Source organism: uncultured Desulfosarcina sp., from assembly GCF_963664155.2.
In the GTDB taxonomy this organism is placed as follows: domain Bacteria; phylum Desulfobacterota; class Desulfobacteria; order Desulfobacterales; family Desulfosarcinaceae; genus Desulfosarcina.
The window spans coordinates 4,682,018-4,702,720 of record NZ_CAXXXH010000001.1 but is presented as its reverse complement, the minus strand read 5'-3'; the positions used below and the strand labels follow the sequence as shown (position 1 = coordinate 4,702,720).

At 56.2% G+C, this 20,703-nt stretch carries 15 protein-coding genes; 8 read left to right on the top strand and 7 right to left on the bottom strand.

The window, feature by feature from the left end:
- Window positions 1–96: 96 nt before the first annotated feature.
- A complete protein-coding gene (locus ACHZBS_RS21435; protein ID WP_319408544.1) occupies window positions 97–432 on the top strand; it encodes a hypothetical protein in 336 nt (111 codons plus the stop codon).
- A 210-nt stretch (window positions 433–642) separates the two neighbouring features.
- Here the strand turns inward: ACHZBS_RS21435 and gcvT are convergent, their stop codons facing one another.
- The 5 genes from gcvT to ACHZBS_RS21410 are packed head-to-tail and all read right to left on the bottom strand — an operon-like array spanning window position 643 to window position 7,618.
- Window positions 643–3,297, bottom strand: a complete 2,655-nt coding sequence (gene gcvT / locus ACHZBS_RS21430; protein WP_319408543.1) for a glycine cleavage system aminomethyltransferase GcvT — start codon at window positions 3,295–3,297, stop codon at window positions 643–645.
- 16 nt (window positions 3,298–3,313) lie between these two features.
- Window positions 3,314–4,234, bottom strand: a complete 921-nt coding sequence (gene epmA / locus ACHZBS_RS21425; protein ID WP_319408542.1) for an EF-P lysine aminoacylase EpmA — start codon at window positions 4,232–4,234, stop codon at window positions 3,314–3,316.
- Between the two features lie 23 nt (window positions 4,235–4,257).
- Window positions 4,258–5,580: a histone deacetylase gene (locus tag ACHZBS_RS21420; protein WP_319408541.1), complete on the bottom strand. Its 1,323-nt coding sequence runs from the start codon at window positions 5,578–5,580 to the stop codon at window positions 4,258–4,260.
- A 14-nt stretch (window positions 5,581–5,594) separates the two neighbouring features.
- Window positions 5,595–7,289 carry a hydantoinase/oxoprolinase family protein gene (locus ACHZBS_RS21415; RefSeq protein ID WP_319408540.1) on the bottom strand — a complete coding sequence of 565 codons (1,695 nt, stop codon included), beginning with the start codon at window positions 7,287–7,289 and terminating at the stop codon, window positions 5,595–5,597.
- A 26-nt stretch (window positions 7,290–7,315) separates the two neighbouring features.
- Window positions 7,316–7,618: a hypothetical protein gene (locus tag ACHZBS_RS21410; protein ID WP_319408539.1), complete on the bottom strand. Its 303-nt coding sequence runs from the start codon at window positions 7,616–7,618 to the stop codon at window positions 7,316–7,318.
- 124 nt (window positions 7,619–7,742) lie between these two features.
- Here ACHZBS_RS21410 and hisS point away from each other — a divergent pair, with 124 nt between their 5' ends.
- The 3 genes from hisS (at window position 7,743) to ACHZBS_RS21395 (ending at window position 13,436) form a co-directional block, all read left to right on the top strand.
- Window positions 7,743–9,029 (top strand): histidine--tRNA ligase, encoded by a 1,287-nt coding sequence (gene hisS, locus ACHZBS_RS21405; RefSeq protein ID WP_319408538.1) that lies wholly within the window; start codon window positions 7,743–7,745, stop codon window positions 9,027–9,029.
- Window positions 9,022–10,833: an aspartate--tRNA ligase gene (gene aspS, locus ACHZBS_RS21400; RefSeq protein WP_324292411.1), complete on the top strand. Its 1,812-nt coding sequence runs from the start codon at window positions 9,022–9,024 to the stop codon at window positions 10,831–10,833. Before hisS ends, aspS begins: the two co-directional genes overlap by 8 nt.
- 197 nt (window positions 10,834–11,030) lie before the next feature.
- On the top strand, window positions 11,031–13,436 hold the full coding sequence (locus ACHZBS_RS21395; protein ID WP_319408537.1) for an ATP-binding protein: 2,406 nt from the start codon (window positions 11,031–11,033) through the stop codon (window positions 13,434–13,436).
- 101 nt (window positions 13,437–13,537) lie between these two features.
- On the opposite strand, the gene ACHZBS_RS21390 is transcribed toward ACHZBS_RS21395, so the two are convergent.
- Both ACHZBS_RS21390 and ACHZBS_RS21385 read right to left on the bottom strand, forming a co-directional pair.
- Window positions 13,538–14,203, bottom strand: a complete 666-nt coding sequence (locus ACHZBS_RS21390; protein ID WP_319408536.1) for a peptidoglycan DD-metalloendopeptidase family protein — start codon at window positions 14,201–14,203, stop codon at window positions 13,538–13,540.
- 12 nt (window positions 14,204–14,215) lie between these two features.
- Window positions 14,216–16,678: a radical SAM protein gene (locus tag ACHZBS_RS21385; RefSeq protein ID WP_319408535.1), complete on the bottom strand. Its 2,463-nt coding sequence runs from the start codon at window positions 16,676–16,678 to the stop codon at window positions 14,216–14,218.
- Between the two features lie 121 nt (window positions 16,679–16,799).
- On the opposite strand from ACHZBS_RS21385, the gene ACHZBS_RS21380 reads away from it, so the two are divergent.
- The 4 genes from ACHZBS_RS21380 (at window position 16,800) to ACHZBS_RS21365 (ending at window position 20,687) form a co-directional block, all read left to right on the top strand.
- Window positions 16,800–17,588, top strand: a complete 789-nt coding sequence (locus ACHZBS_RS21380; protein ID WP_319408534.1) for an IclR family transcriptional regulator — start codon at window positions 16,800–16,802, stop codon at window positions 17,586–17,588.
- A 229-nt stretch (window positions 17,589–17,817) separates the two neighbouring features.
- Window positions 17,818–18,684 carry an ABC transporter permease gene (locus tag ACHZBS_RS21375; protein WP_319408533.1) on the top strand — a complete coding sequence of 289 codons (867 nt, stop codon included), beginning with the start codon at window positions 17,818–17,820 and terminating at the stop codon, window positions 18,682–18,684.
- Between the two features lie 3 nt (window positions 18,685–18,687).
- Entirely contained in the window at window positions 18,688–19,485 is a 798-nt protein-coding gene (locus tag ACHZBS_RS21370) for an ABC transporter permease (protein WP_319408532.1), read from the top strand.
- A 38-nt stretch (window positions 19,486–19,523) separates the two neighbouring features.
- A complete protein-coding gene (locus tag ACHZBS_RS21365; protein ID WP_319408531.1) occupies window positions 19,524–20,687 on the top strand; it encodes an extracellular solute-binding protein in 1,164 nt (387 codons plus the stop codon).
- The last annotated feature ends 16 nt before the right edge of the window (window positions 20,688–20,703 follow it).

Here is a 20,703-nt window from a genome sequence, read left to right as displayed (position 1 = left end):
GTAAAATTTATTTCTTAATCAGCTTGATTTATTTTTCATCGTGGCAATAATTAAAATCATTTTTTATTTATCGGATTCATTAAAAAGGAGATTCAAATGCCAGCAAAAAAGAAGGTCGACGGTGCCAAGTTAATCAAAATGGTAGAGAGCGGAAAGCATCAGCAGGAAATCATGAAAGAGTTTAAATTCAATACCGCCGCACAATTCAAATCGCATCTTCTCGATGCGTTGATGAAAGCCGGCAAAGCACCGGAAATCAAGTCCGGGCGCGGTAAAGCAAAAGCCAATTCGGCAAAAGAAGTTCTGGTAAGCAAACGCGGCAGTGTTGTCATTCCAAAATCGATGATTGATGAAATGGGTTTTGTCGAAGGCAATACGTTCACCGTTCGCAAGACAAAATCAGGGATATCCTTGAAAGCGACCAGGAAATAATTTCAATTCTTTTCGCTAACGCAAGAGAGAAAAGCAGGCCGCATCCGGCCTGCTTTTCTTTTAGGAAAGTGGTCAACAGTGTTGGCTGCATAATAATTTCAAACCCTGCTTCAGCAATCATACGGGTGATACAAACAGTTTCCTTATACCAATAAAAATAATGGACCAGTGACGCAAAACGGAGGTTAAATCGTATCGATTGAAAAATCCTTATATCAATATTTCCATCATCTTTTTCAGTTGATCTTCAAATGCATCGCCCGTGAAACAATATTTTATTTCCATATATTGCTGTCTCAACCGGGACACGGCTTCCTTTACCTGCTTATCCTCGGCCACGACATCGCGAATCAGTTGGGCCAGTTGCTCAAAGCCCTGTGGTTCCATACCGAAGCGGGTCATTTCCGACACGCCCATGCGCAGCAACCCCGAGGCGGAAAAGCTCTCGTCTTCAGGCCCCGCCTGATAGTTGCAGATGATGTTGTTGGCTTCCAGTCGCCGGGCGATCCGCGGGCCTTTGGCATAACCGACATCCACCAGCACCTGATGGGTTTCCGTGTAGCCCAGGGCCGGGTCGCCGGCCACGTGCAGACCGCAATCGTTCAACGCTCGGGCAAATGCTTTGGCATTTGAGATGACAGCAGACTGGTAAGCGTCCTTGAAATGGTTCATCTCGTAGACGGCCAGCAGCAAACCCACCAAGGTCCCCAGATGGTGGTTGGATACCGAGCCGGGAAAAGTCCGCCGCTCGATGGCTTCCCAGAGGGCATACCGTTCATCGGCTTCCGCATACCGGCTGGCCACCACGCCCCGCTGGGTTCCGAAAAAAGTCTTATGCGTGGAACCGGTAACCAGGTCGGCCCCCTCCTTGAACGGATCCTGAAAATGCGGGCCCACCAGCCCCAGCACGTGGGCCATGTCGTACATCACCACCGCGTCGATGCCCTGCTGGTCCAGAAAGGCCCTCACTTGCGCGACCGGCTCCCTGCTGATCACCATGCTCTTTCCGAAGATGATCAACTCGGGCCGGTACTGGTCGATCAGTTTCAGCATGGCCGGCACGTCGATAGTAAAGGGATTGTCCGCCAGAACCGGGAAGTTGACCACCGCCGGGCGTTCCGTGGCAGGGTCCCGGGCCACGAAATCCCTGAGAGCGCCCATGGGTTGGGCGCTCAGATGACCGCCCCTGCCGATGTGGTTGTTCATCACCTGGCGCATCCGCCGGGGTTCGCACTTGCGGTCGGCCCGGTTGATATAGTCGAGCATGGCGCTGTATACGGCCGTGTTGGCCATCTGCCCGCTGATCACCCGGGTCTCCACCTCGGCGCAGCCGAAGTAGCGTTTCATCTCCTTGACCAGCAGGGCTTCGACCTCATCGATGAAATCGCAGCCCTGGTAGTAAAACACCTCGGAATCGTAATAAGCCTTGAGTTTGCGGTGCTCGGCATATCGAAAGGAGGGATCCGTGATGGAAAGCATGCGCACCAGGGGCGATGCCGTCATTTCCGAAGGGATCAGATTGATGCATGCCTGCTGCCGCCAGCGGTGGTTGGCCGTGGCCATCTTCAACAGGCGCAAAGCATCGGTCTGGGTGGTATCCGACTCAAGGGCTTTTCGCTCCCGGCCATGGTCATACAAAATGGGGCGGGTATAAGGGGGAGACTCGCTGCGCATGTGATAGGGAACCGCCATGGCCGCCACCTGTTTCCCTCGAATGTCCACCGATAAAGGCGCCTCGTCGAGAATATCGCTGTTGAGATAGGCCAGGCAGATGGAACGCCGCTGGGAGATATCACTCAGGCTGGCATGAACGCTTTGACCGTCTACTTCCCAATAGGGCACCATGGTGCCGCTGGTGACAGTTCCCACCTGCCGATCCCCGTCAAATACCCGGGCGCCCTGGCGGGCGATGCCCCGCCCGGCCAATACCAGCGGCCGGATCATCCGGGGAAGATCCGCCATGGCCGAGAAATCCCGGAACATGATTTTCCGGAAGGCGTCGTGCTGGCGCGCCAGGGACCCGCGTCCCATGAAATCGCCTTTCAAGGCAGAAAAACTGACCCCGAACCTGGCCAGCGGGCAGGCAAAGATGGGAATCTCCTTTCCGTCGGCATCTGTTCCCAGTTCATGACCGTAAAGGGGCAGCGCCGCTTCGAGCCGCAGGGTGTCCCTGGCGCCCAGGCCCACGGGGGTGGCCCCTTTATCAACCAGCAGGTTCCAGATATCAACCGCCGCATCCCGGGGAATGAACAGCTCGAACCCCAGGGGTTCACCGGTGTACCCGGTGCGGGCCAGCAGCACCGTGGCTCCGGCGATCGTCACCGTGCTCAGGGCGTTTCTCGCCGGTTCCGGCAGGCGCCCGGTCGAGAGGATTGCCGACACCATCGAACGGGATGCAGGCCCCTGCACCGACACCATGGCCAGATCCTCGCTGCGGTCGGTAAGTTCTACTCGATCGAATTTTTTCAGCAGTTCCCGAAAGTGGTGCCAGTCCTTGTCACGATTGCCGGCATTGACCACCAGCAGATATTCATCGTCCACGAACCGGTAGAGATAGGCATCGTCCACCGCCGTACCGGCTGCGGTGGGTATCAATGTATACTGGGCGCCCCTGTCGGGGGTATCCAGCGCCGCGGCGTTGTTGGTCAGCGCATACTGCAAGAACTCAAGCGCTCTTGGGCCCCGAAACAAAAACCGGCCCATGTGGGAAACATCGAACATCCCGGCACCCTTGCGGGTGGCCAGATGTTCGGCCAGAATCCCCCCGTCGTACATCACCGGCATGTCCCAGCCGCCGAACGGCACCATCTGGGCGCCTGCCTTGACGTGGCAGTCAAATAACACCGTGCGTTTGAGTTCGCTCATGGTTCGTCTCCTTGGGCTAAAGTTCTTCCGGTGTAAATGCAACCACCTCGTCGATAGAAGCCGCCCCGGTAAAAAGCATGACCAGCCGGTCGAGTCCCAGTGCATTTCCGGCAGCCGGCGGCATGGCTTCCAGGGCCTGAAGAAAGGGTTCGGCAATGGGGTAGACGGTTTTGCCTTTTGTTCCCCGGGCACGGTTCTCTGCGTCGAACCGGACGCGCTGCTCCAGGGGATCGGTGAGTTCGCTGAAGCCGTTGCAAAGCTCCATGCCGGCGACATAAAGTTCGAAACGTTCGGCCACCGAGGGCTCAGCCGGTTTGAGCCGGGCCAGTGCGCCGCATCGGGCCGGATAGTCATAGAGAAACAGCGGCCGGTCGAATCCGAGTTGAGGCTCGATGGCGATGCCCATGATCTCGTCGAAGCAGTCCTTATCCAGCGCCTGTTGGGCTGTCATCCCACCGAACCGCTCGAAAGCGGTGGCCACGGTCATCCGATCCCAGGGCGGTGTCAGGTCGACCGCATGTCCCCGGTAGGCAAGCCGCTGGGCATTGCCCATCCGTCCGGCCACAAAACCGATCAACTCCTCACACTGAATCATCAGATCCATATAATCGAAGCCGGCCGCATACCATTCCAGCAAGGTCATTTCCGGTACGTGACGATTGCCGCGCTCTCCTTTGCGGAAGCACCGGCAAATCTGAAAAAGCTTCTCATAACCGGCGGCCAGGAGCCTTTTCATGCAAAGCTCCGGCGAGGTCTGCAGAAACCAGTCTCCCGATTCCTGAGCATCGATATGCATCTCCGGTGCCGGCGCGGGGATGCGTACCGGTGTATCAATTTCCAAAAATCCCGATACACTGAAAAAGGAACGGACGGCATCGATTACTTGGGCTCGTCGTTCCAGCTTGGGTCGAATGGCGGCTTGTCGGTAATAACGCATGATTCTCGTCGGGATGAAGGTGGTTAGGACGGTTCGGCCTTCTCTTTAATCACATCACCGGAACGATCCTGGAGATAAATCTTGTCGTACAGGGTCGTGTCGGCCGAATCATACCATTGATAACCCTGTTTGCGGCAGTTCTCGCATGCTTTTCGCGGGATGTGTACGGCCAGGATATGTTTCATCCCCCGTGCGGCGGAATCGATTTTCAGGGCTCCCCCGCAATTGTCGCAGACCCGGATGGTCTCCTGCTGGTGCTCATGGATATTGTCCGTATCGTAGTAAATATTGCGGTCCCGGTTCATGAACTGATAATCCCCCCGGTACATCTCTGCCAGGTGCCGCCGCTGGTGCCAGTTCTCCAGCACCTTGTCGCAGGTTTTGTGGACCCAGCGGGAGACCTCCGGGGATTGTTGGATCTTCACGGGGTCGAAGTCGGGCTCTCTGAGATGGCTGTAATCCATGCCGGCCATGGCCAGAATAATGCCGGCATTGACATAGGGCAGGGCCCCTTCGATGGCATAGCCCCCTTCCAGAACGGCGATGTCGGGTTTGAGCAGGGTGGTGAGTTCCGCATACCCCTGGGCAGAGAAATTCATGTTGGTGATGGGGTCCGAATAGTGGTTGTCCTGCCCCGCAGAGTTGATGACAATCTCAGGCTGGAATTCTTTCAGGATGGGAAGCACCACTTCCCGGATGGCATGCAGGATCCCCTCCCCGGAGGTATTGGGCGGCAACGGAATATTGATGGTGCTGCCCACGGCGTTGGGCCCGCCCAGTTCACTCAAAAAACCCGAGCCGGGGTAGAGGGTGCGGCCGTCCTGGTGGATGGAGATAAACAGGGTCTCCGGGTCGTGCCAGTAGATGTCCTGGGTGCCGTCGCCGTGGTGGCAATCCGTGTCAACGATGGCCACCCGGTTCACCCCATAGGCCTTGCGGATATACTCAACCATGATGGCTTCGATGTTGACATTGCAGAATCCTCTGGCGCCATGGACCACCCGGTTGGCATGGTGTCCCGGCGGCCGCACCAGGGCAAACCCTCGCTCCACCTGCTTGTCCATCACTGCCATGGCGATGGTCTTGGCGCCGCCGGCACTGATGAAATGGGATTCCGTCATCACGGCCCACAGGTCCGGCACGCAGAAGTGGACCCGCTGAACATCCTTTTTGGTGACCAGGTCGGGTTTGTATTCGATGATGCCCTCGACGTCGAGGATTCCCTCTTCGAACACCTGATCCTGGGTGTAGAGCAGCCGCTCTTCTCGTTCCGGATGGGTGGGGCTGATGGCCCAGTCGAAAGCGGGGAAAAAGACCAGGCCGGTTTTGTGTTTAGCGCGCAGCATGGCAGGCTCCATTTTCAGGTAAAACTGCTGTCCACAATCTTTTCCGCAATGGGGTCATAGCCGTGGATCAGTCCGGGTTTGACCTGAGCAGTGACCCGGATGTTCCTGCCGGTGGTGGTAAAGCCGCGAACCATGTTGAACGACATGGCCTCGATGACCTCCAGTTCCAGGTGTTCGGAATTGGCGCCCCGGGCGATGGCTTTGCGACGAAGCAGATCGATGGTTGCCTCAATGGCGTCTTCCTTGGTGTAGGTCGACGGAATCACCATGGAGAAATTCTCCTCCGGTGCGGTGGCGATTTGCCGCTCCGTATCGGCAAAGAAGGTCACCTCGCAGGTGGTGCGGGCCAGCCCGGCGCCGATGGCGTTGGCCACCTCCCAACGGGGAACCACAGTAACGCGACTCTCGCTCAGACGTTCCAACCCCCTGGCAAACCAAGGAGCCGGCCCGCCCAGCACCAGTATCTGCCTTGGCTGCAGGCGATGGCCCTCCCACAATTCGTGGACCGTATACACCGGCTTGGCGTTGATCCGTTCGACCATCGATTCAGCTTCATCCAGAATCGTCTGGCAGGCCTGCTCAAAAATCCGATTAGCCGCATCATGAAGATCGGTTCCCAGGGCATCGGCCACCGTCTGGATGCCCTCGTGGGCTTTTTCCGGATCGCCCCCTTCGCCGATGCCCAGAAGAAAAATAGCGTCAGTAGGCGTGGGCACAGGCCCGCCGTAGGCCATGGCCATGCCCAGTCGGTCAGGACCGATATGAATTCTTCCGTTTACCACCCGCACGGCGCTGTCGCCACCGACACCGATGGAAACGGTATCCAGGGAGCGGATCAGCGTTTGGTGTTCCCCGATGCCGATGCCCATCGGATCCAGCAGCGGCACGCCGTTGACCAACACGGCCATGTCGGTCGTGGTGCCGCCGATGTCCAGCACCAGGCACTCCTCATCCTTGGGCGCAAAGGCCACGGAACCCATGACACTGGCCGCCGGCCCGGAAAGGATGGTCTGGGCCGGATGGTCGATGGACGCGTCGAAACGCATGTTCCCGCCATCGGGTTTCAGGATGCGGATGGGCACGTTGAGCCCCTTTTTGGCCAGCGAATTGACCACGGCCTCGAAAAAATCCTTGTGAATGGGGTAGACCGAGGCGTTGAGGAAAGTGGTGGCAATACGGCGCGGGAAGTTGAGGTTCCCCGAGATGCGGTGGCCCATGAACACTTTTTCGAAGCGATCGCCGATGAGACCACCGATAGCGATTTCGTGAGCCGGATTCCTGACGGAAAATTTGGAGACCACCCCCACGTAGCGAATACCGTTTTTTTTCAGACTGTCGGCCACTTTTATGACCCGACCCTCATCGATGGGGGTAATCTCCCGCCCTCGATGATCGATGGCCCCGGCCACAATGTGGTAATGCGGGCCGGTCCGAAACAGTTCGGGATCCATTCCAGGCCCGGTGGACACGATCATCCCCACCTCGGGGATATGGCCCTGAACGATGCGGTTGGTGGCCAGGGTGGTGGAGAGCACCGCCCGACTGATGCGGGAGGGATCGATACCTTCGGTGATCTTTTCCAGACCCGTGAGCACGGTGGCAAACAGGTCCGAGGGGTTGGTGGGCACCTTGACCTGTCTAACCAGCCCCTCCTGTCCTAAAAGGACCACATCCGTATGGGTACCGCCGACATCCAGCCCGATGATCATGGTGTCATCCTGATTATGGTTGGTTTTTAGCCGCTGGGGAAGAAGAAATCACGGTATCCAAAATCAGCACCCATGTCAACAAGGCTCACCGGCCGCAACGCCTCTATGGCCGTTAATTTACCTAAAAATTGCCATTTGCCGAGAGGGCTGCGAATCCCTACCATCCTCTCGACCCAGACCACCGGCTGCCGGAAGAGTGACCACCATGGACGATCGTCTTCGAACTTATCTGAGAACCCATCAGCGGGAGGCGTTCGCCCTGTGGAAAAAGGGCCTGCATCCATGCCGATTTTGCCGGTAAACGATGATGTCCTTCCCTTCCGCGGCATAATAATGTTGACTATCCGGGAATGCCTGGGATAAATATTCAAGTTTACGCGTAAACGTTCGCCGGCAGGCTGCAGCAACACTTTTTAATGGTTGCCGGGCTGCCCGAAAGGTAGTTGTCAACCGATGAGCCAACCTAACATACAACTGATCAGAGGATTCAAGGACATCCTGCCGGGTGAAACCGAACTGTGGCAGCAAATCGAACGCACCGCCGTCGCCCTGTTCGAGGATTTCGGCTACCGGGAAATCCGCATTCCCATCATGGAAAAGACCGAGCTGTTCGCGAGAAGCATCGGTGAAGACACCGACATCGTGGAAAAGGAGATGTACACCTTTGCCGACCGCAGAGGTGACCAACTGACCCTGCGGCCCGAAGCCACCGCTTCCATCTGTCGGTCCTACATCCAGCATAAAATGTATGCCCAGGACCCCGTCCGGAAATTCTACACCATCGGCCCCATGTTCCGTCGGGAACGACCCCAGAAAGGCCGCTACCGGCAGTTCTACCAGATCGATGCGGAAATTTTCGGTGTGGCGGCCCCGTATGCGGATGTGGAACTGATTTTTCTGCTGCGCACCCTCTTCGACCGCCTGAACGTGACCGACACCACGGCCCACGTCAACTCCCTGGGCTGTCCCGTCTGCCGACCGCGGTTCAAAGAAGCCCTGTCCGCGCTGCTTGCCGATGCGGCCCCGTCCCTGTGCAGTGACTGCCTGCGCCGGAAAGACCGCAATCCCCTGCGTGTGATGGACTGCAAGGTTCCCGGCTGCAGAGAGGCCATGGCCGGTGCCCCGGCCATCCTCGACTACCTGTGCGATGAATGCAGCCGCCACTTTTCGATGGTCACGGATTCCCTGACCCGGCTGGGGGTTCCTTTCGAGGTAGACAAACAGCTGGTGCGCGGCCTGGACTACTACACCCGCACCGCCTTCGAGATCCAGACCGGCGCCCTGGGCGCCCAGAGCGCCGTGGCGGGCGGCGGGCGCTACGACAGCCTGGTCGGTTCTCTGGGCGGGCCTGAAATTCCGGCCATCGGGTTTGCCATCGGCTTCGACCGCCTGGCGGAAATCGTCGCGTTAACCACCCCGAGTGCCGTCCGGCCGCCAGACCTGTACATCGCCGCACTGGGGGAACCGGCCAAAAAACTCGCCTTCGAATGGTCCACCGCACTGGGGCTCAAGAGTATCGCCGCCTCCATGGAATATGGTGACAAGAGCCTGAAGGCGCAGATGAAGCAGGCCAATCGCATGGGCGTCGGTCAGGTGCTCATCGTGGGAGAGAGCGAACTGGCATCAGGAGCGGTGGTGCTTCGAAACATGGCCGACAAAACCCAAAGTGAAATCTCCGTTAACGCAATCGTGGACACATTGATCGAAACATTTTCCAAAAAGGAGCAATCCATTGGCTGACATACTCGGCGACATGAGAAGAACCCATCACTGCAACGCCTTGAGTGCCCGGGATATGGGCAAGGAAGTCATTCTGATGGGTTGGGTCCTGCGACGGCGGGATCACGGCGGCGTGATTTTCATCGACCTTCGTGACCGGGAGGGGATTACTCAGGTGGTCTTCAACCCCGAAATCAATCCGGAAATCCATGCCAAGGCGCACACCCTTCGCAACGAATTTGTCCTGGGGGTCCGCGGCCGGGTCGAGCCCCGACCCGACGGAATGATCAACACCAAGCTGCCGACCGGTGAAATAGAGGTGCTCGTAGACGAGTTGAAAATTCTCAATACGGCCAAAACCCCGCCGTTCATGATTGAAGAGAACGTGGATGTCTCCGAACCCATCCGCCTGAAAAACCGGCACCTGGACCTGCGGCGACCCCCGCTGCAGCGCAACCTCATCACCCGGCACAAGGCAGCCGCATCGATGCGGCGCTTTCTCAACGACAACGGATTCCTGGACATCGAGACCCCGGTGCTCACCAAAAGCACCCCGGAAGGGGCCCGAGACTACCTGGTGCCCAGCCGTGTCAACCCCGGTCAGTTCTACGCCCTGCCCCAGTCCCCCCAATTGTTCAAGCAGCTGCTGATGATTTCCGGGTTCGACCGTTACTATCAGATCGTGCGCTGCTTCCGGGACGAGGACCTGCGAGCCGACCGTCAGCCGGAGTTCACCCAGATCGATATGGAAATGTCCTTCGTGGGCGAGGAAGACCTAATGGCTGTCAGCGAAGGCATGATGACCGGTCTGTTCGACGAAGTCATGGACCGAGCCCTGCCCCGCCCTTTTCCCCGGCTGACCTACACCGAGGCGATGGACCGTTTTGGCCTGGACAAGCCCGATACCCGCTTCGGCCTGGAACTCAAAGACATTTCCGATATCGTTGAAGGCTCCGGCTTCAAGGTCTTTTCCAGTGTGGTCAAAAACGGCGGCATCGTCAAGGCGCTTAACGCCAAGGGATGCATCGATTTCTCAAGAAAAGAAATCGACGATCTGACCGCTTTCGTGGCGGTTTACCGGGCCAAGGGCCTGGCCTGGATCAAGGTCCGGGAGGATGCCTGGCAGTCCCCCATCGCCAAATTCTTCACAGACGAGGAGAAGGCCCGGCTGGCCGAGCGCATCGACATGGACCCCGGCGACCTGGTCTTTTTCGTGGCCGACCAGCCCAAAGTCACCAACGAAGCCTTGGGACACCTGCGCAACCACCTGGGCAAGCGGTTGGGACTTATCGACGACAGCCGGTTTGACTTTGTGTGGGTCACCCACTTTCCCATGTTCGAGTACGACGAGGTGGAAAAACGCTACCAGGCCCTGCACCACCCCTTTACCGCCCCCCTGGAGGAAGACTATGACCGGCTGGAAACCGATCCGCTTGCCGTTCGTTCCAGGGCCTACGACCTAGTGCTTAACGGTTTCGAAGTGGGTGGCGGCAGCATTCGTATCCATGACATGGAACTGCAGCAGCGGATCTTTTCAGCCCTGGGCATGCAGCCGGCGGTCTACCAGGAGAAGTTCGGCTTTCTGCTGGACGCCCTTGAGTCCGGCGCCCCCCCCCACGGGGGTATCGCTTTCGGTTTTGACCGACTGGTCATGCTGCTGTGCGGCGAGCCATCCATACGAGACGTGATCGCCTTCCCCAAGACCCAGCGCGCCGCCTGCCTGCTCACCAATGCCCCGTCGGAAGCGGCCAAGGCGCAGTTGGACGAACTGTTTCTGCGGATTAAGTTGACGGTGACGGAAACTCAGGAGAAAAACGCCGGCTGACAATGATTCTGATTTGAACAACACCGTTGTATACCAGCGCCCGAAGGTAAATGACGCCTTCGGGCGTTTTGTATTCCCGTATCACAATCCTTGACACCGGTCCGTCCATCCACTATCTGATGGTAATATTGTTGACGTGAAGCACCGTCCTGAGAAAAGACATTGATTGAACCTTCATCCATGATCCGGGAGCCTTCATGACCGTTCAAAACGAGGTAAACCTCTCCGACCTGCGCTGTCTGTGCGACCCTTCCATGTTCAATTTTGAAACGACCGCCGACATCGAACCGCTGGACCAGGTCATCGGCCAGGAGCGGGCGGTCCGAGCCATCACTTTCGGCCTGGAGATGAAAAGCGCCGGATACCACATCTTCGTTACCGGCCCGGAAGGCACCGGCAAAACCACCATTGTGCAGGAAATCATCCATAAGACGGCTAAAGTCTTGCCCACTCCGCCGGACTGGTGCATGGTCAACAATTTCAAAGATGAATACCGTCCTCGGGCGCTGCCGGTGCAACCCGGCCATGCCGCCCGCTTTGCCAAAAGCCTCAACCGGCTGGTCAGCGACCTCAAAATCCGCCTTCCCAGAGAATTCCAGGCGGATCCGTTTCGTGAGAAGGTCATTGAAATCCAGAAAAAATATGGACAGCAGAAAAATGACCACTTCGACGCATTGGACCGATCGGCCCTGGAAAAGCATCTGAAGGTAGAGAAAACGCCGTCAGGCTACCAGACCATCGCCATGAAAGGGGAAGCCCCTTATACCGAGGAGGAATTTGAAAACCTCTCCGACCAAGAGCGGGCCGGCATCGAAGAAACCGTTCAGGCCTTCCAGGAGGAAATCCAGACGGCCATGCGGGAAGTCAACCGGCTCAACCACACTCAGCAGAAAGAAATCCAACAATTGGCAGGGGAATTGACCCGATTCGTGCTGAAAAACCGTTTTGACCTGATCCGTGAGAACTACCAGGATCAACCGGAAATCCTCCAGTTCCTGGACGAACTGCAGGAAGACATGGTGGACAATGTCGGCCTCTTCCTGCCCCGGCAGCAGGAAACGGAAGGCAATAGCGATGCGCAAAGCGACGTCATGGAACTCTCCTTGAACCGATACAAGGTCAACGTGCTGGAAGACCGCTCCGGCATGGAAGGAGCCCCGGTGGTATTCGAACCCAACCCCACCTATCAGAACGTGTTCGGCCGCATCGAAAAAAAGGCCTTCATGGGCACACTGGTCACCGACTTCACCATGGTTCAATCCGGGTCCATACTGAAAGCCAATGGCGGTTTTCTCATCCTGGAAGTGGAGTCGGTGTTGGCCCACCCGCAAGTATGGGAATCGCTAAAACGCGCCCTGCAGAACAAGATGCTCTGCATCGAGGACATGGCCCACGACATGGGCATGGGCACCGCTTCCCTGCGCCCGGCACCGGTGGACCTGGACGTAAAAGTGATTCTGCTGGGAGGCTACGAGCCTTTCCAGATTCTCCAGAACTACGATCCTAAATTCAACAAGATCTTCCGGGTGCGGGCGGACTTCGACTATGAAGTGGTCCGCACCGACGAAACCGTCAGGCTCTATGCCCAATTCATCGCACGGGTCTGCCGGGATGAAAGCCTGCTGCCGTTTACCCCCGACGGGGTATCCGCCGTGGTTGAGTATGGTGAGAAAGCGATCGACAGCAAAAACAAACTCTCCCTGCGGTTCGGTTCGATCACCGGTGTCATCAAGGAGGCCGACTACTGGGCAAGAAAGGAAAACGCCGACCGAGTGACCGCCGCCCACGTGGTCAAAGCCTTCATGGAATACCGCTTTCGCTATAATCTATATGAAGAAAAGATCCACGACGATTACGTGGAAAACACCATCATGATCGACGTGGCCGGGGAAGAAGTCGGCCAGGTCAATGCGCTGGCCGTCTATCAGATGGGTGAAATTGCCTTCGGCCGGCCCTCGCGCATCACTGCCGAAACCTTCATGGGAAAATCCGGCATCATCAACATCGAGAGAGAATCCAAGCTTTCCGGGAAAACGCATGACAAGGGCGTACTGATCCTCTCCGGCTACTTGGGTCGAACCTTTGCCCAGCGCTACCCGCTGAGCCTGTCCATCAGTCTGACCTTCGAGCAGAGCTACAGCGGGATTGACGGTGACAGCGCCTCCTCCACGGAACTTTACGCCATTCTCTCCAGCTTGTCGGGGATTCCTATCCGCCAGGGTATTGCCGTCACCGGGTCAGTAAACCAGAAGGGCCAGGTCCAGGCGATCGGCGGCGTCAATCAGAAGATCGAAGGATTTTTCGACGTTTGCAGCAGCAAAGGACTGACCGGCAGCCAGGGTGTAATGATTCCGTCAGCCAACGTGAAGAACCTGATGCTGAAAAAAAGCGTCGTCGAAGCGGTCAAGCAGGGTCAGTTCAAGATCTGGCAGGTTGCCACCATCGAGGCAGGCATCGAAATCCTTACCGGCAAAACTGCCGGCAAACCCGATGCCGGCGGCAATTATCCGCCTGAAACGGTTTACGGACGGGTACAGCAGAAATTGGAAACCTACCTGAAACAGAGCCTGAAGCTCAAAAAAGAGTATGCACCCGGCAAATAATCGTCGCAAAACGATCTGGTGTGTGGTGGTTTTTTGTCCCCGTAGGATTAAATTTTTTCAGATCTTCATACCAACAAATCATCTGAGACGCATAAGGGGAATCAATCCCGCTTGAACAGGGGGATGGACGACGGGCACAGATCGTTCATCTCGGCCAAATCGGATTTAGCGCAATATCCCTTGGACACGTAGCCCCGGTCCAGGCCTTTTTGGGTGATGGTCTGGATGTGGGTGTGGTAAAACCAGTTGCCGTTTTCGTGGAAATCACCGATCTCGGCAAAAACCGCGCCGGCCGGGAACGTTTTGCCGGCTCCCGGCAGGCGGTCTTTGCACAGATGCCCGTAAAAGCTGTAGAAGGTCTCAAAGCAGGGGCTCGCGTGCTTAAGGAGGACGTACCCGCCATAGTTCCCCTCCCCGCTTTCGTAGCCGCTCTCTGCAACCGTCGCGTCCAGCGGCGCATGCAGCGGCGTACCCAGACCGACGATCACATCCAGGCCCAGATGGATGAACCGCTGGTCGGCCACCATCTGGGGGCAGTCCCCGAGCAGGGTGTCGCGCCGTTCCAGGTAGGGAGAAAACCCCCACTGGTATCGGGAACCCATTTTCTGGTCCAGGATACGTTGGAAATTTTTTTGGTCCCTGACCTCCACCCCTTTTAGAAGTGGGCTGTCGGGCGAAAGATCAGCGACGAAGGGATCGCCCTGCAACCCGGTGAAGACCGGCCGGTGGTCGATTTTCTCGTTGAAAAGCAAAAACGGGTAGTACATGAGACCTCCTGCCTAGGACAACGCAAATTCCGTGGTTTTCCGCAAGCCGACAACCGGCGCGACGGGTTTGCCGTCAACGTCTTCGGATACCTCCGCCGGCCAGGTGAAATCAGGCTGCATGGCGGAAAAATAGGACAAATCGTATGGCAGCAGTTTGACCGTAAGATTCCCGTCCTGGCCTAAAAATGTGGATGACAGGCCAAAATCCACCTCTCCCAGCACAGTGCGAATAATGTATCTGGGCACCTCCCGGCCGCTGCCTTCCCGCCGGACCCGTGTGCCGATATCGACCACATCATACAAGTCAACCGGGTTTTCCCTGTTCCAGTGATTCTGAACCGGTAGCCCGGCCACATACACATGGTGGAATTCAATGCCGGCCTCGCGGCAGCCGAAGGCAAGCTTCTGGATGGCTTCCGGCGTGTCGTTGATTCGCCCCAGCAAGGGAGTGTTGCAGTAAACCGTTATGCCCTTGTTGCTGAGCAGCCGGGCCAGTCGCTTGTGTTCCGGCCGCAATTCCCCGCTGTCCAGAAACTGGGTCTCGATTTCCAGCCGCAGGGGAGAGACCATGGTCAGCCGGTTCAGGCCAGCCAGTTCGTCGATCACCACCGGCGTGAAACTTTCCGGTTCATAGTTGAATTTCAGGCTGCGCAGCCGCACCGCATTGACGTGGGGGATCGCTTCGAGTTCGCGAACGATCCGGCGGACCTGGAACAGGGAGTCAACGGCATCCACCGGCGAAACGATCACCACATCGGTAATCCGGTCATCGCTGCGGATATAGAAAAAATCTTCCTCGACGGCGCCGGCATCGATTTCGACCCGTGTCTCATGGACACGTGAAAGCGTTGAAGATCCGGTATCGACAATGGATGGGCCAATTCTCTCACCGCCACGGACCATCGGCAGTATCGACGCGCTGCTTTCCGGCTGCAGGGTCATTCCTGCTCCGCGCCTGGGCGGCCGCGCCCCCAGAAAGAGCGACTCATCCCCGATTTGGGCCATGTATTGAATATCGATGGTCCCCTCCGCATTGACCCGGATATTATCCAGATCGTTGGCAATGGGCGCAAAGCGCTTGAAATAGTCCGGTGTGTATGGCGTTCGAATCCACATGAAGTTCCCGTTGTCCGCCACCGGTTCAACGGCCCAGCCGCTGGAGTGCCAGTCCATCTTGCCGATGGGCGTGGCCGTGCAGATCCTCGGGATCACGCGATCGGACAGATGCGCCCGCAGGTAATTGCCCACGGCCAGCCCTTTTGAAATCGGTGCCCAGTAAACGTTGTTTCCATGGATGGGACTGCAGGGGATGTAAATGTAATGGAGTTCCGCACCCGCCCCGCGCAGCAGACCGAATAATCGAACCAGTTCGGGGCCTTCATCGTTGCAGTTGTTCAAAAACGGCGTCTGGACGTAAACGGCAATGCCACTTTTGACCAGATCGGAGATGATCATCAGACTCTGGGGGGAAATTTCATCCGGATGAATGAAATGCGTGGCCACTTCCATGCGCTTGCCGCGCTGCTGCAGGTCAAGGTTCTTCCGCTTCAAGTAACCCAGCAGGGCGGCATCGTCAGCCAGGAACAAATGCGGGTAATAGGCGATGGAACGGGTGGCCAGACGCAGCGTCTGAACATGGTCGATTTCCATGAGTCCGTCGATGGCGCAGGTCATGTTTGCCCGGTTCATGAAGGGGTCTCCGCCGGTGATCACGACCTCTTTAATGGATGGCGACGCGGCGACGTGCGCGACTGCCTTTTCGACATCCGCCGGAGTGGGATTGGCTTCGTTGCGGGAGTCTTTGTGTTTGCGGAAACAGAACCGGCAGTAAACCGGGCAGCTCATGTTAAGCAGAAAAATGACCCGGTTCTGGTACATCTGCTCAAGCAGCCCCTGGTGAAACTGGCCGATCCAGGTGTTGGTGTGTCCGGTGTTGTCCAACTCCTGGACGAAGGGCAGATACTGATAGGCCACGTCGCCCGACACCCGCATCTGACGGATCGTGTGCATGGACAGCCTGACGGGGTAAGTGTCGATAACCGACTGGATGTCCGCCCGGTCAGCCTCCGGAATACGGAGGTTGGCCACTTTTTCCAGCTGATCGGTATTTTTAATGGAAATAAATTTGTTGCCGGGCAGGACGACTTCCAGAATCGCCATGAGCATCAACTGGGGCAGTTCAACCCCGTTGACAAGAATCCTGGCCGTGCCGTCGGCTTTTCCCAGCAGCATGAGCAGTTCTTCAAAGAATCCACCGGGATTATTGTTGTAGCCGCAGGCATCGAGCAGTCTGGCCATTTTTGTCGGGCCGTCACCCGTCTGGATGATTTCAAAAAATGTCTTGCCAACGAGGGCCTTCACGCCAAAATGGTCAAGACAGGCCGTTGCGGCGGAAATCAGTTTTGAGAGGGCGATTTGGTTGGCTTCACCCGAATTTTCGAAAACGATTTTCATTAACGTGTCATCCTGTGACATACCCCACCCTCCTTGACGGAATCCAAATTTATGATTGACATTCATTTCGTTTCTTGGTTTATTAACTATAATAGTAATATCATTTCTATTATAGTATGATAGTAAATCAAGCATACTCGGCATGTCAAAAGGAAAATTCTATTTTTCGAAATCCTTGGAAAAGGGGCTTAAAATCCTTTGCCTTTTCACCAGGGAAACTCCGGTATTGACCCAGAGTGAAATCGCCAAAACGCTGGGTATGAACATGACCTCAACCTACCGATACATCAATACACTGGTTGAATTGGGATACCTGGAAAAAAACACGAAAACCAAGGAGATCCGGCCGTCAATCCTGTGCCTGCTGTTTTGCACCAATTTGATGCAGGCCACCGACCATCTGAAGCTGATCAAGGAAGTCGTGGACCGGATACACCGCGAAAACAATATCAGCATCGATGTAGTCTTTGCCGTGGACGATACCTTGGTGCGCATCTACCATCGGGAGGCCGAGGAGACCCTCACATACAGCCTGCCGAATTATTCGACACACTGCCTGCACAACACGGCATTGGGTAAAGCGTATCTATCCAGCCTGCCTGACGATATGATCACTGAAAAGATGGAAGCGATGACGCTTGTCGCCAAGACTGAACGGACGATCGTGGATAAAAGGGTTCTGTTTGAATCCCTGAAAGAAGCCAAAGCGAATCACTTCGCCATGTCCGAAGAAGAGTATCTGCCCGGTTTGATTGCCATCGGTGCACCCCTGTTCGATCCCATCAGCGGGAAAGGCGTCGGTGCGGTCTCCTTTGACTTTTCGGTGCTCCAGCACGACGCCGACGATATCAGGAAAAAATTTGGGGGCATGATCCGGGAGACGGCCAGGACGCTGTCCGAATTGATGCCGCTGGACAAAAACCGCAAGTAATGTCACCCGTGAAAAAGCTGCTGCGCAATGGTGCGCTGTCCGTTTCGCGAATCAACATATAGAATTAAAACAGATTGATTTTCATCACCACCGACTCGGTTTTACCATAGTTCTCTTTTACTTCTATCTTAAGGGAAAGTTAAGTGGGTTCCTTGACATGCTGCTGTTTTTTCGATAGGTTTCTAAATATCATTTCTCACCTTATATTATGTATCAGGGCAACACACCGATGAAATCTGACACTTGGAAACCGTGGGCGCTGCTGGCGCCGTCTATGAGTGCCGTTTTTTTACTTCTGGTCATCCCCGTCTGTTTTATCGTCGTCTATAGCTTCTGGCTTCGCGCCCCCAGCGGGGCGGACATCCCTGCCTTCCAATTCGGCAATTACGCCAAATTCTTCGAAGATTTCTTTTATCCGAAAATTCTGATTCGGACGATTCGCATCTCCTTCGAAACCGTCATTCTCTGCGTGGTCATGGGTTATATTCCCGCCTATTTTTTCTACCGCAGCGAAAGCCGTTATAAAAAAGTCTATCTTCTGTTGATTATGCTGCCATTCTGGGTCAGCTTCATCATCCGCACCATGAGCTGGATCAACATCATGGGGGATTCCGGACTGATCAACCATTTCCTCTTGAAGATCGGGCTGATCGAGTCGCCCATATCCATGCTGTACAATGAGTTCACCGTCCTCATGGGCCTGTTGATGTACCTGCTGCCGTTCATGGTGCTTAACATCTACGTCAGCCTGGAAGGCATCGACAAAAGCCTTCTCGAAGCCGCCCGCTGCCTGGGCTGCACCGAATGGCAGGCTTTTCGGGAAGTGACGCTCCCTTTGAGCCTTCCCGGTGTCAGCGCCGGCTGTCTGCTGGTCTTCGTGCTCACCGCCGGTACCTATCTGCCGCCCATGATACTGGGTGGCCCCGGCAACGACATGATTGCCAATCTTATTTTCAAGCGGGTGATCGGCACGCTGGACTGGCCCTTCGGATCGGCCATCAGCGTGATCCTGCTCTCCCTGCTTTTTGTGATCGTGTGGACCTACAACCGGTACCTGGGAATCAATCAGATCTTCAAAAACCTTCAGGGAAATTAGACGATGAAACAATTCTCACCGGGGTGGACATTGATCCGGATCTACACGATTCTCGTCTACGTGTTCATGTTCGCCCCCATCGTCGTGGTGATCGTACTGGCATTCAACCCCAAGCAATTCGGCATTTTCCCCATGGAGGGCGTCAGTTTACGCTGGTTCGTCAAACTGGCGCAAAATGAATCGATCATCGATGCGTTTAAAAATTCACTTGTCTTGGGTTCCCTGACCGCGGTGATCTCCACCGGTATCGGCATCCTTGCCGCCCTGGCATTCATCCGCTTCGAATTCCCCGGCAAAAACACCCTGAACACCATGCTGCTGTCGCCGATCATGATCCCGGAAGTGGTTCTGGGCGTCGCGCTGCTGCTGTTTTTGCGGTTTCTTCAACAGCCCAAGAGTTTCGTGCTGCTGCTGATCGGACACGTGGTCTTGACCCTGCCCTATGTGCTGTTGATCGTCCAGGCCCGTCTGGTGGGTATTAAGAAAGAATACGAAGAGGCGGCCAAATCATTGGGCGCCAACGCCTTTGAGACCTTCAGAGAAGTTACCTTCCCACTGTTGCTGCCAGCCATATTGGCCGGCGCCCTGTTTGCCTTTACCATCTCTTTTGACGACATCACGGCAACGCTGTTCTGGGCTACGGCACAAAACCAGACCGTTCCGGTAAAAATTTTCAGCATGCTGAGAAATTCGATCAGCCCTGAAATCAATGCTCTTGGCGCCGTCATGATTGTACTGACCGTCACCACCCCATTGCTTGCGGGCTACCTGTCCCGCAAGTTCTCAAAGATAAAGGATTAGGGATCTCAACCGACAACCATCACCTGAAAGGAGTACCCATGGCCATCGTAACGAAAGAGAAACTGGATCGGGTTTATGACGCGTATAAAAACGGCAGGCTCAGCCGGCGCCACTTTCTCAAATACCTCGGTCTTGCCGGCGCATCCATCGGATTGGTCGGCTCGCCCTTCGGCAGCGCCGTCAAAGATGCCTGGGCAGCCAAGTCCATTCGCTTCGATGGCTGGGGCGGCTCGGTTTCCGAGGCATTCAGAGAACACGCATTCAAGCCATTTACCAAGGCCACGGGGATTGAAGTTATCGATGGTGAATTCGGCGATATGAACTCTTACCTGACGCGCGTCAAGGCCTCCTTTCCGCCCGGCGGAGAATTCAACATCGCCCATCTGAGCGCCGTGTTCGACTATGCCCGGTATGCCGAACTGGGTTTTGCGTCCGTGCTGGATGAAACCAAAATCCCCAATCTAAAAAATGTCATGGCATCCATGATCAAACCGCTTCGGGAGATCACCAAGGGTACACTCTCGGCCGTCCCCTACGATCTGGGCCAGACCGGCATCGCTTATAACACGAAACATATCAGCAAGGAGAAGGCCGAGAAGTTGGGTGCATCCCTACTGTGGGACAAAAGTTTGAAAGGCAAGCTTGGCAGCTGGGAAGGGGACTTCAGGACCAACATGTGGTACGCGGCGCTGCACACCGGCCAGAGCCCCAACAATATGACCGACCTCAAGGCCATCTGGGCGGCCCTGCGCGAACAGCGCGACCTGATGAAAAAATACTGGGCTTCCGGCGCCGAACTGATGAGCCTGCTGGCCAACGAGGAGATCTATGCTACGGTGGCCTGGTCCGGACGCGTGGCCGCGCTTCAGCAGGAAGGCAACCCCATCGGCTATCTCTCCCCCAAGGGCACCTACTCGTGGATGGAATATCTCTTCGTCCTGAAAGGCACCGATCTGGACGTCGCCCAGCAGTTGCTCAATTTCATGCTCGAGCCGGCCGCGGCCATCGCCGTTTCCGAGGGACAGAATTATCCGCCCAGCCTGGATCCGTCCAAAGTAAAATTGACCGAGAAGATCAAAAAGATGCCAGCCTTCGACCCCACCGGCAAGCTGGACGGTTACCTGTTTGCCAACCCCTCCTACTGGAATGCCCACCAAGTGGAGTGGACCGAGAAGTGGGATAGGATAAAAGCTGGTAGTTAGTTCGTTACGAATCCTA

What these genes read in the sequence shown, in the direction of transcription:
- ACHZBS_RS21435 (WP_319408544.1), top strand. Translation starts at nt 97, where the DNA reads ATGCCAGCAAAAAAGAAGGTCGACGGTGCCAAGTTAATCAAAATGGTA.
- gcvT (WP_319408543.1), bottom strand. Translation starts at nt 3,297, where the DNA reads ATGAGCGAACTCAAACGCACGGTGTTATTTGACTGCCACGTCAAGGCA.
- epmA (WP_319408542.1), bottom strand. Translation starts at nt 4,234, where the DNA reads ATGCGTTATTACCGACAAGCCGCCATTCGACCCAAGCTGGAACGACGA.
- ACHZBS_RS21420 (WP_319408541.1), bottom strand. Translation starts at nt 5,580, where the DNA reads ATGCTGCGCGCTAAACACAAAACCGGCCTGGTCTTTTTCCCCGCTTTC.
- ACHZBS_RS21415 (WP_319408540.1), bottom strand. Translation starts at nt 7,289, where the DNA reads ATGATCATCGGGCTGGATGTCGGCGGTACCCATACGGATGTGGTCCTT.
- ACHZBS_RS21410 (WP_319408539.1), bottom strand. Translation starts at nt 7,618, where the DNA reads ATGCCGCGGAAGGGAAGGACATCATCGTTTACCGGCAAAATCGGCATG.
- hisS (WP_319408538.1), top strand. Translation starts at nt 7,743, where the DNA reads ATGAGCCAACCTAACATACAACTGATCAGAGGATTCAAGGACATCCTG.
- ACHZBS_RS21395 (WP_319408537.1), top strand. Translation starts at nt 11,031, where the DNA reads ATGACCGTTCAAAACGAGGTAAACCTCTCCGACCTGCGCTGTCTGTGC.
- ACHZBS_RS21390 (WP_319408536.1), bottom strand. Translation starts at nt 14,203, where the DNA reads ATGTACTACCCGTTTTTGCTTTTCAACGAGAAAATCGACCACCGGCCG.
- ACHZBS_RS21385 (WP_319408535.1), bottom strand. Translation starts at nt 16,678, where the DNA reads ATGTCACAGGATGACACGTTAATGAAAATCGTTTTCGAAAATTCGGGT.
- ACHZBS_RS21380 (WP_319408534.1), top strand. Translation starts at nt 16,800, where the DNA reads ATGTCAAAAGGAAAATTCTATTTTTCGAAATCCTTGGAAAAGGGGCTT.
- ACHZBS_RS21375 (WP_319408533.1), top strand. Translation starts at nt 17,818, where the DNA reads ATGAAATCTGACACTTGGAAACCGTGGGCGCTGCTGGCGCCGTCTATG.
- ACHZBS_RS21370 (WP_319408532.1), top strand. Translation starts at nt 18,688, where the DNA reads ATGAAACAATTCTCACCGGGGTGGACATTGATCCGGATCTACACGATT.
- ACHZBS_RS21365 (WP_319408531.1), top strand. Translation starts at nt 19,524, where the DNA reads ATGGCCATCGTAACGAAAGAGAAACTGGATCGGGTTTATGACGCGTAT.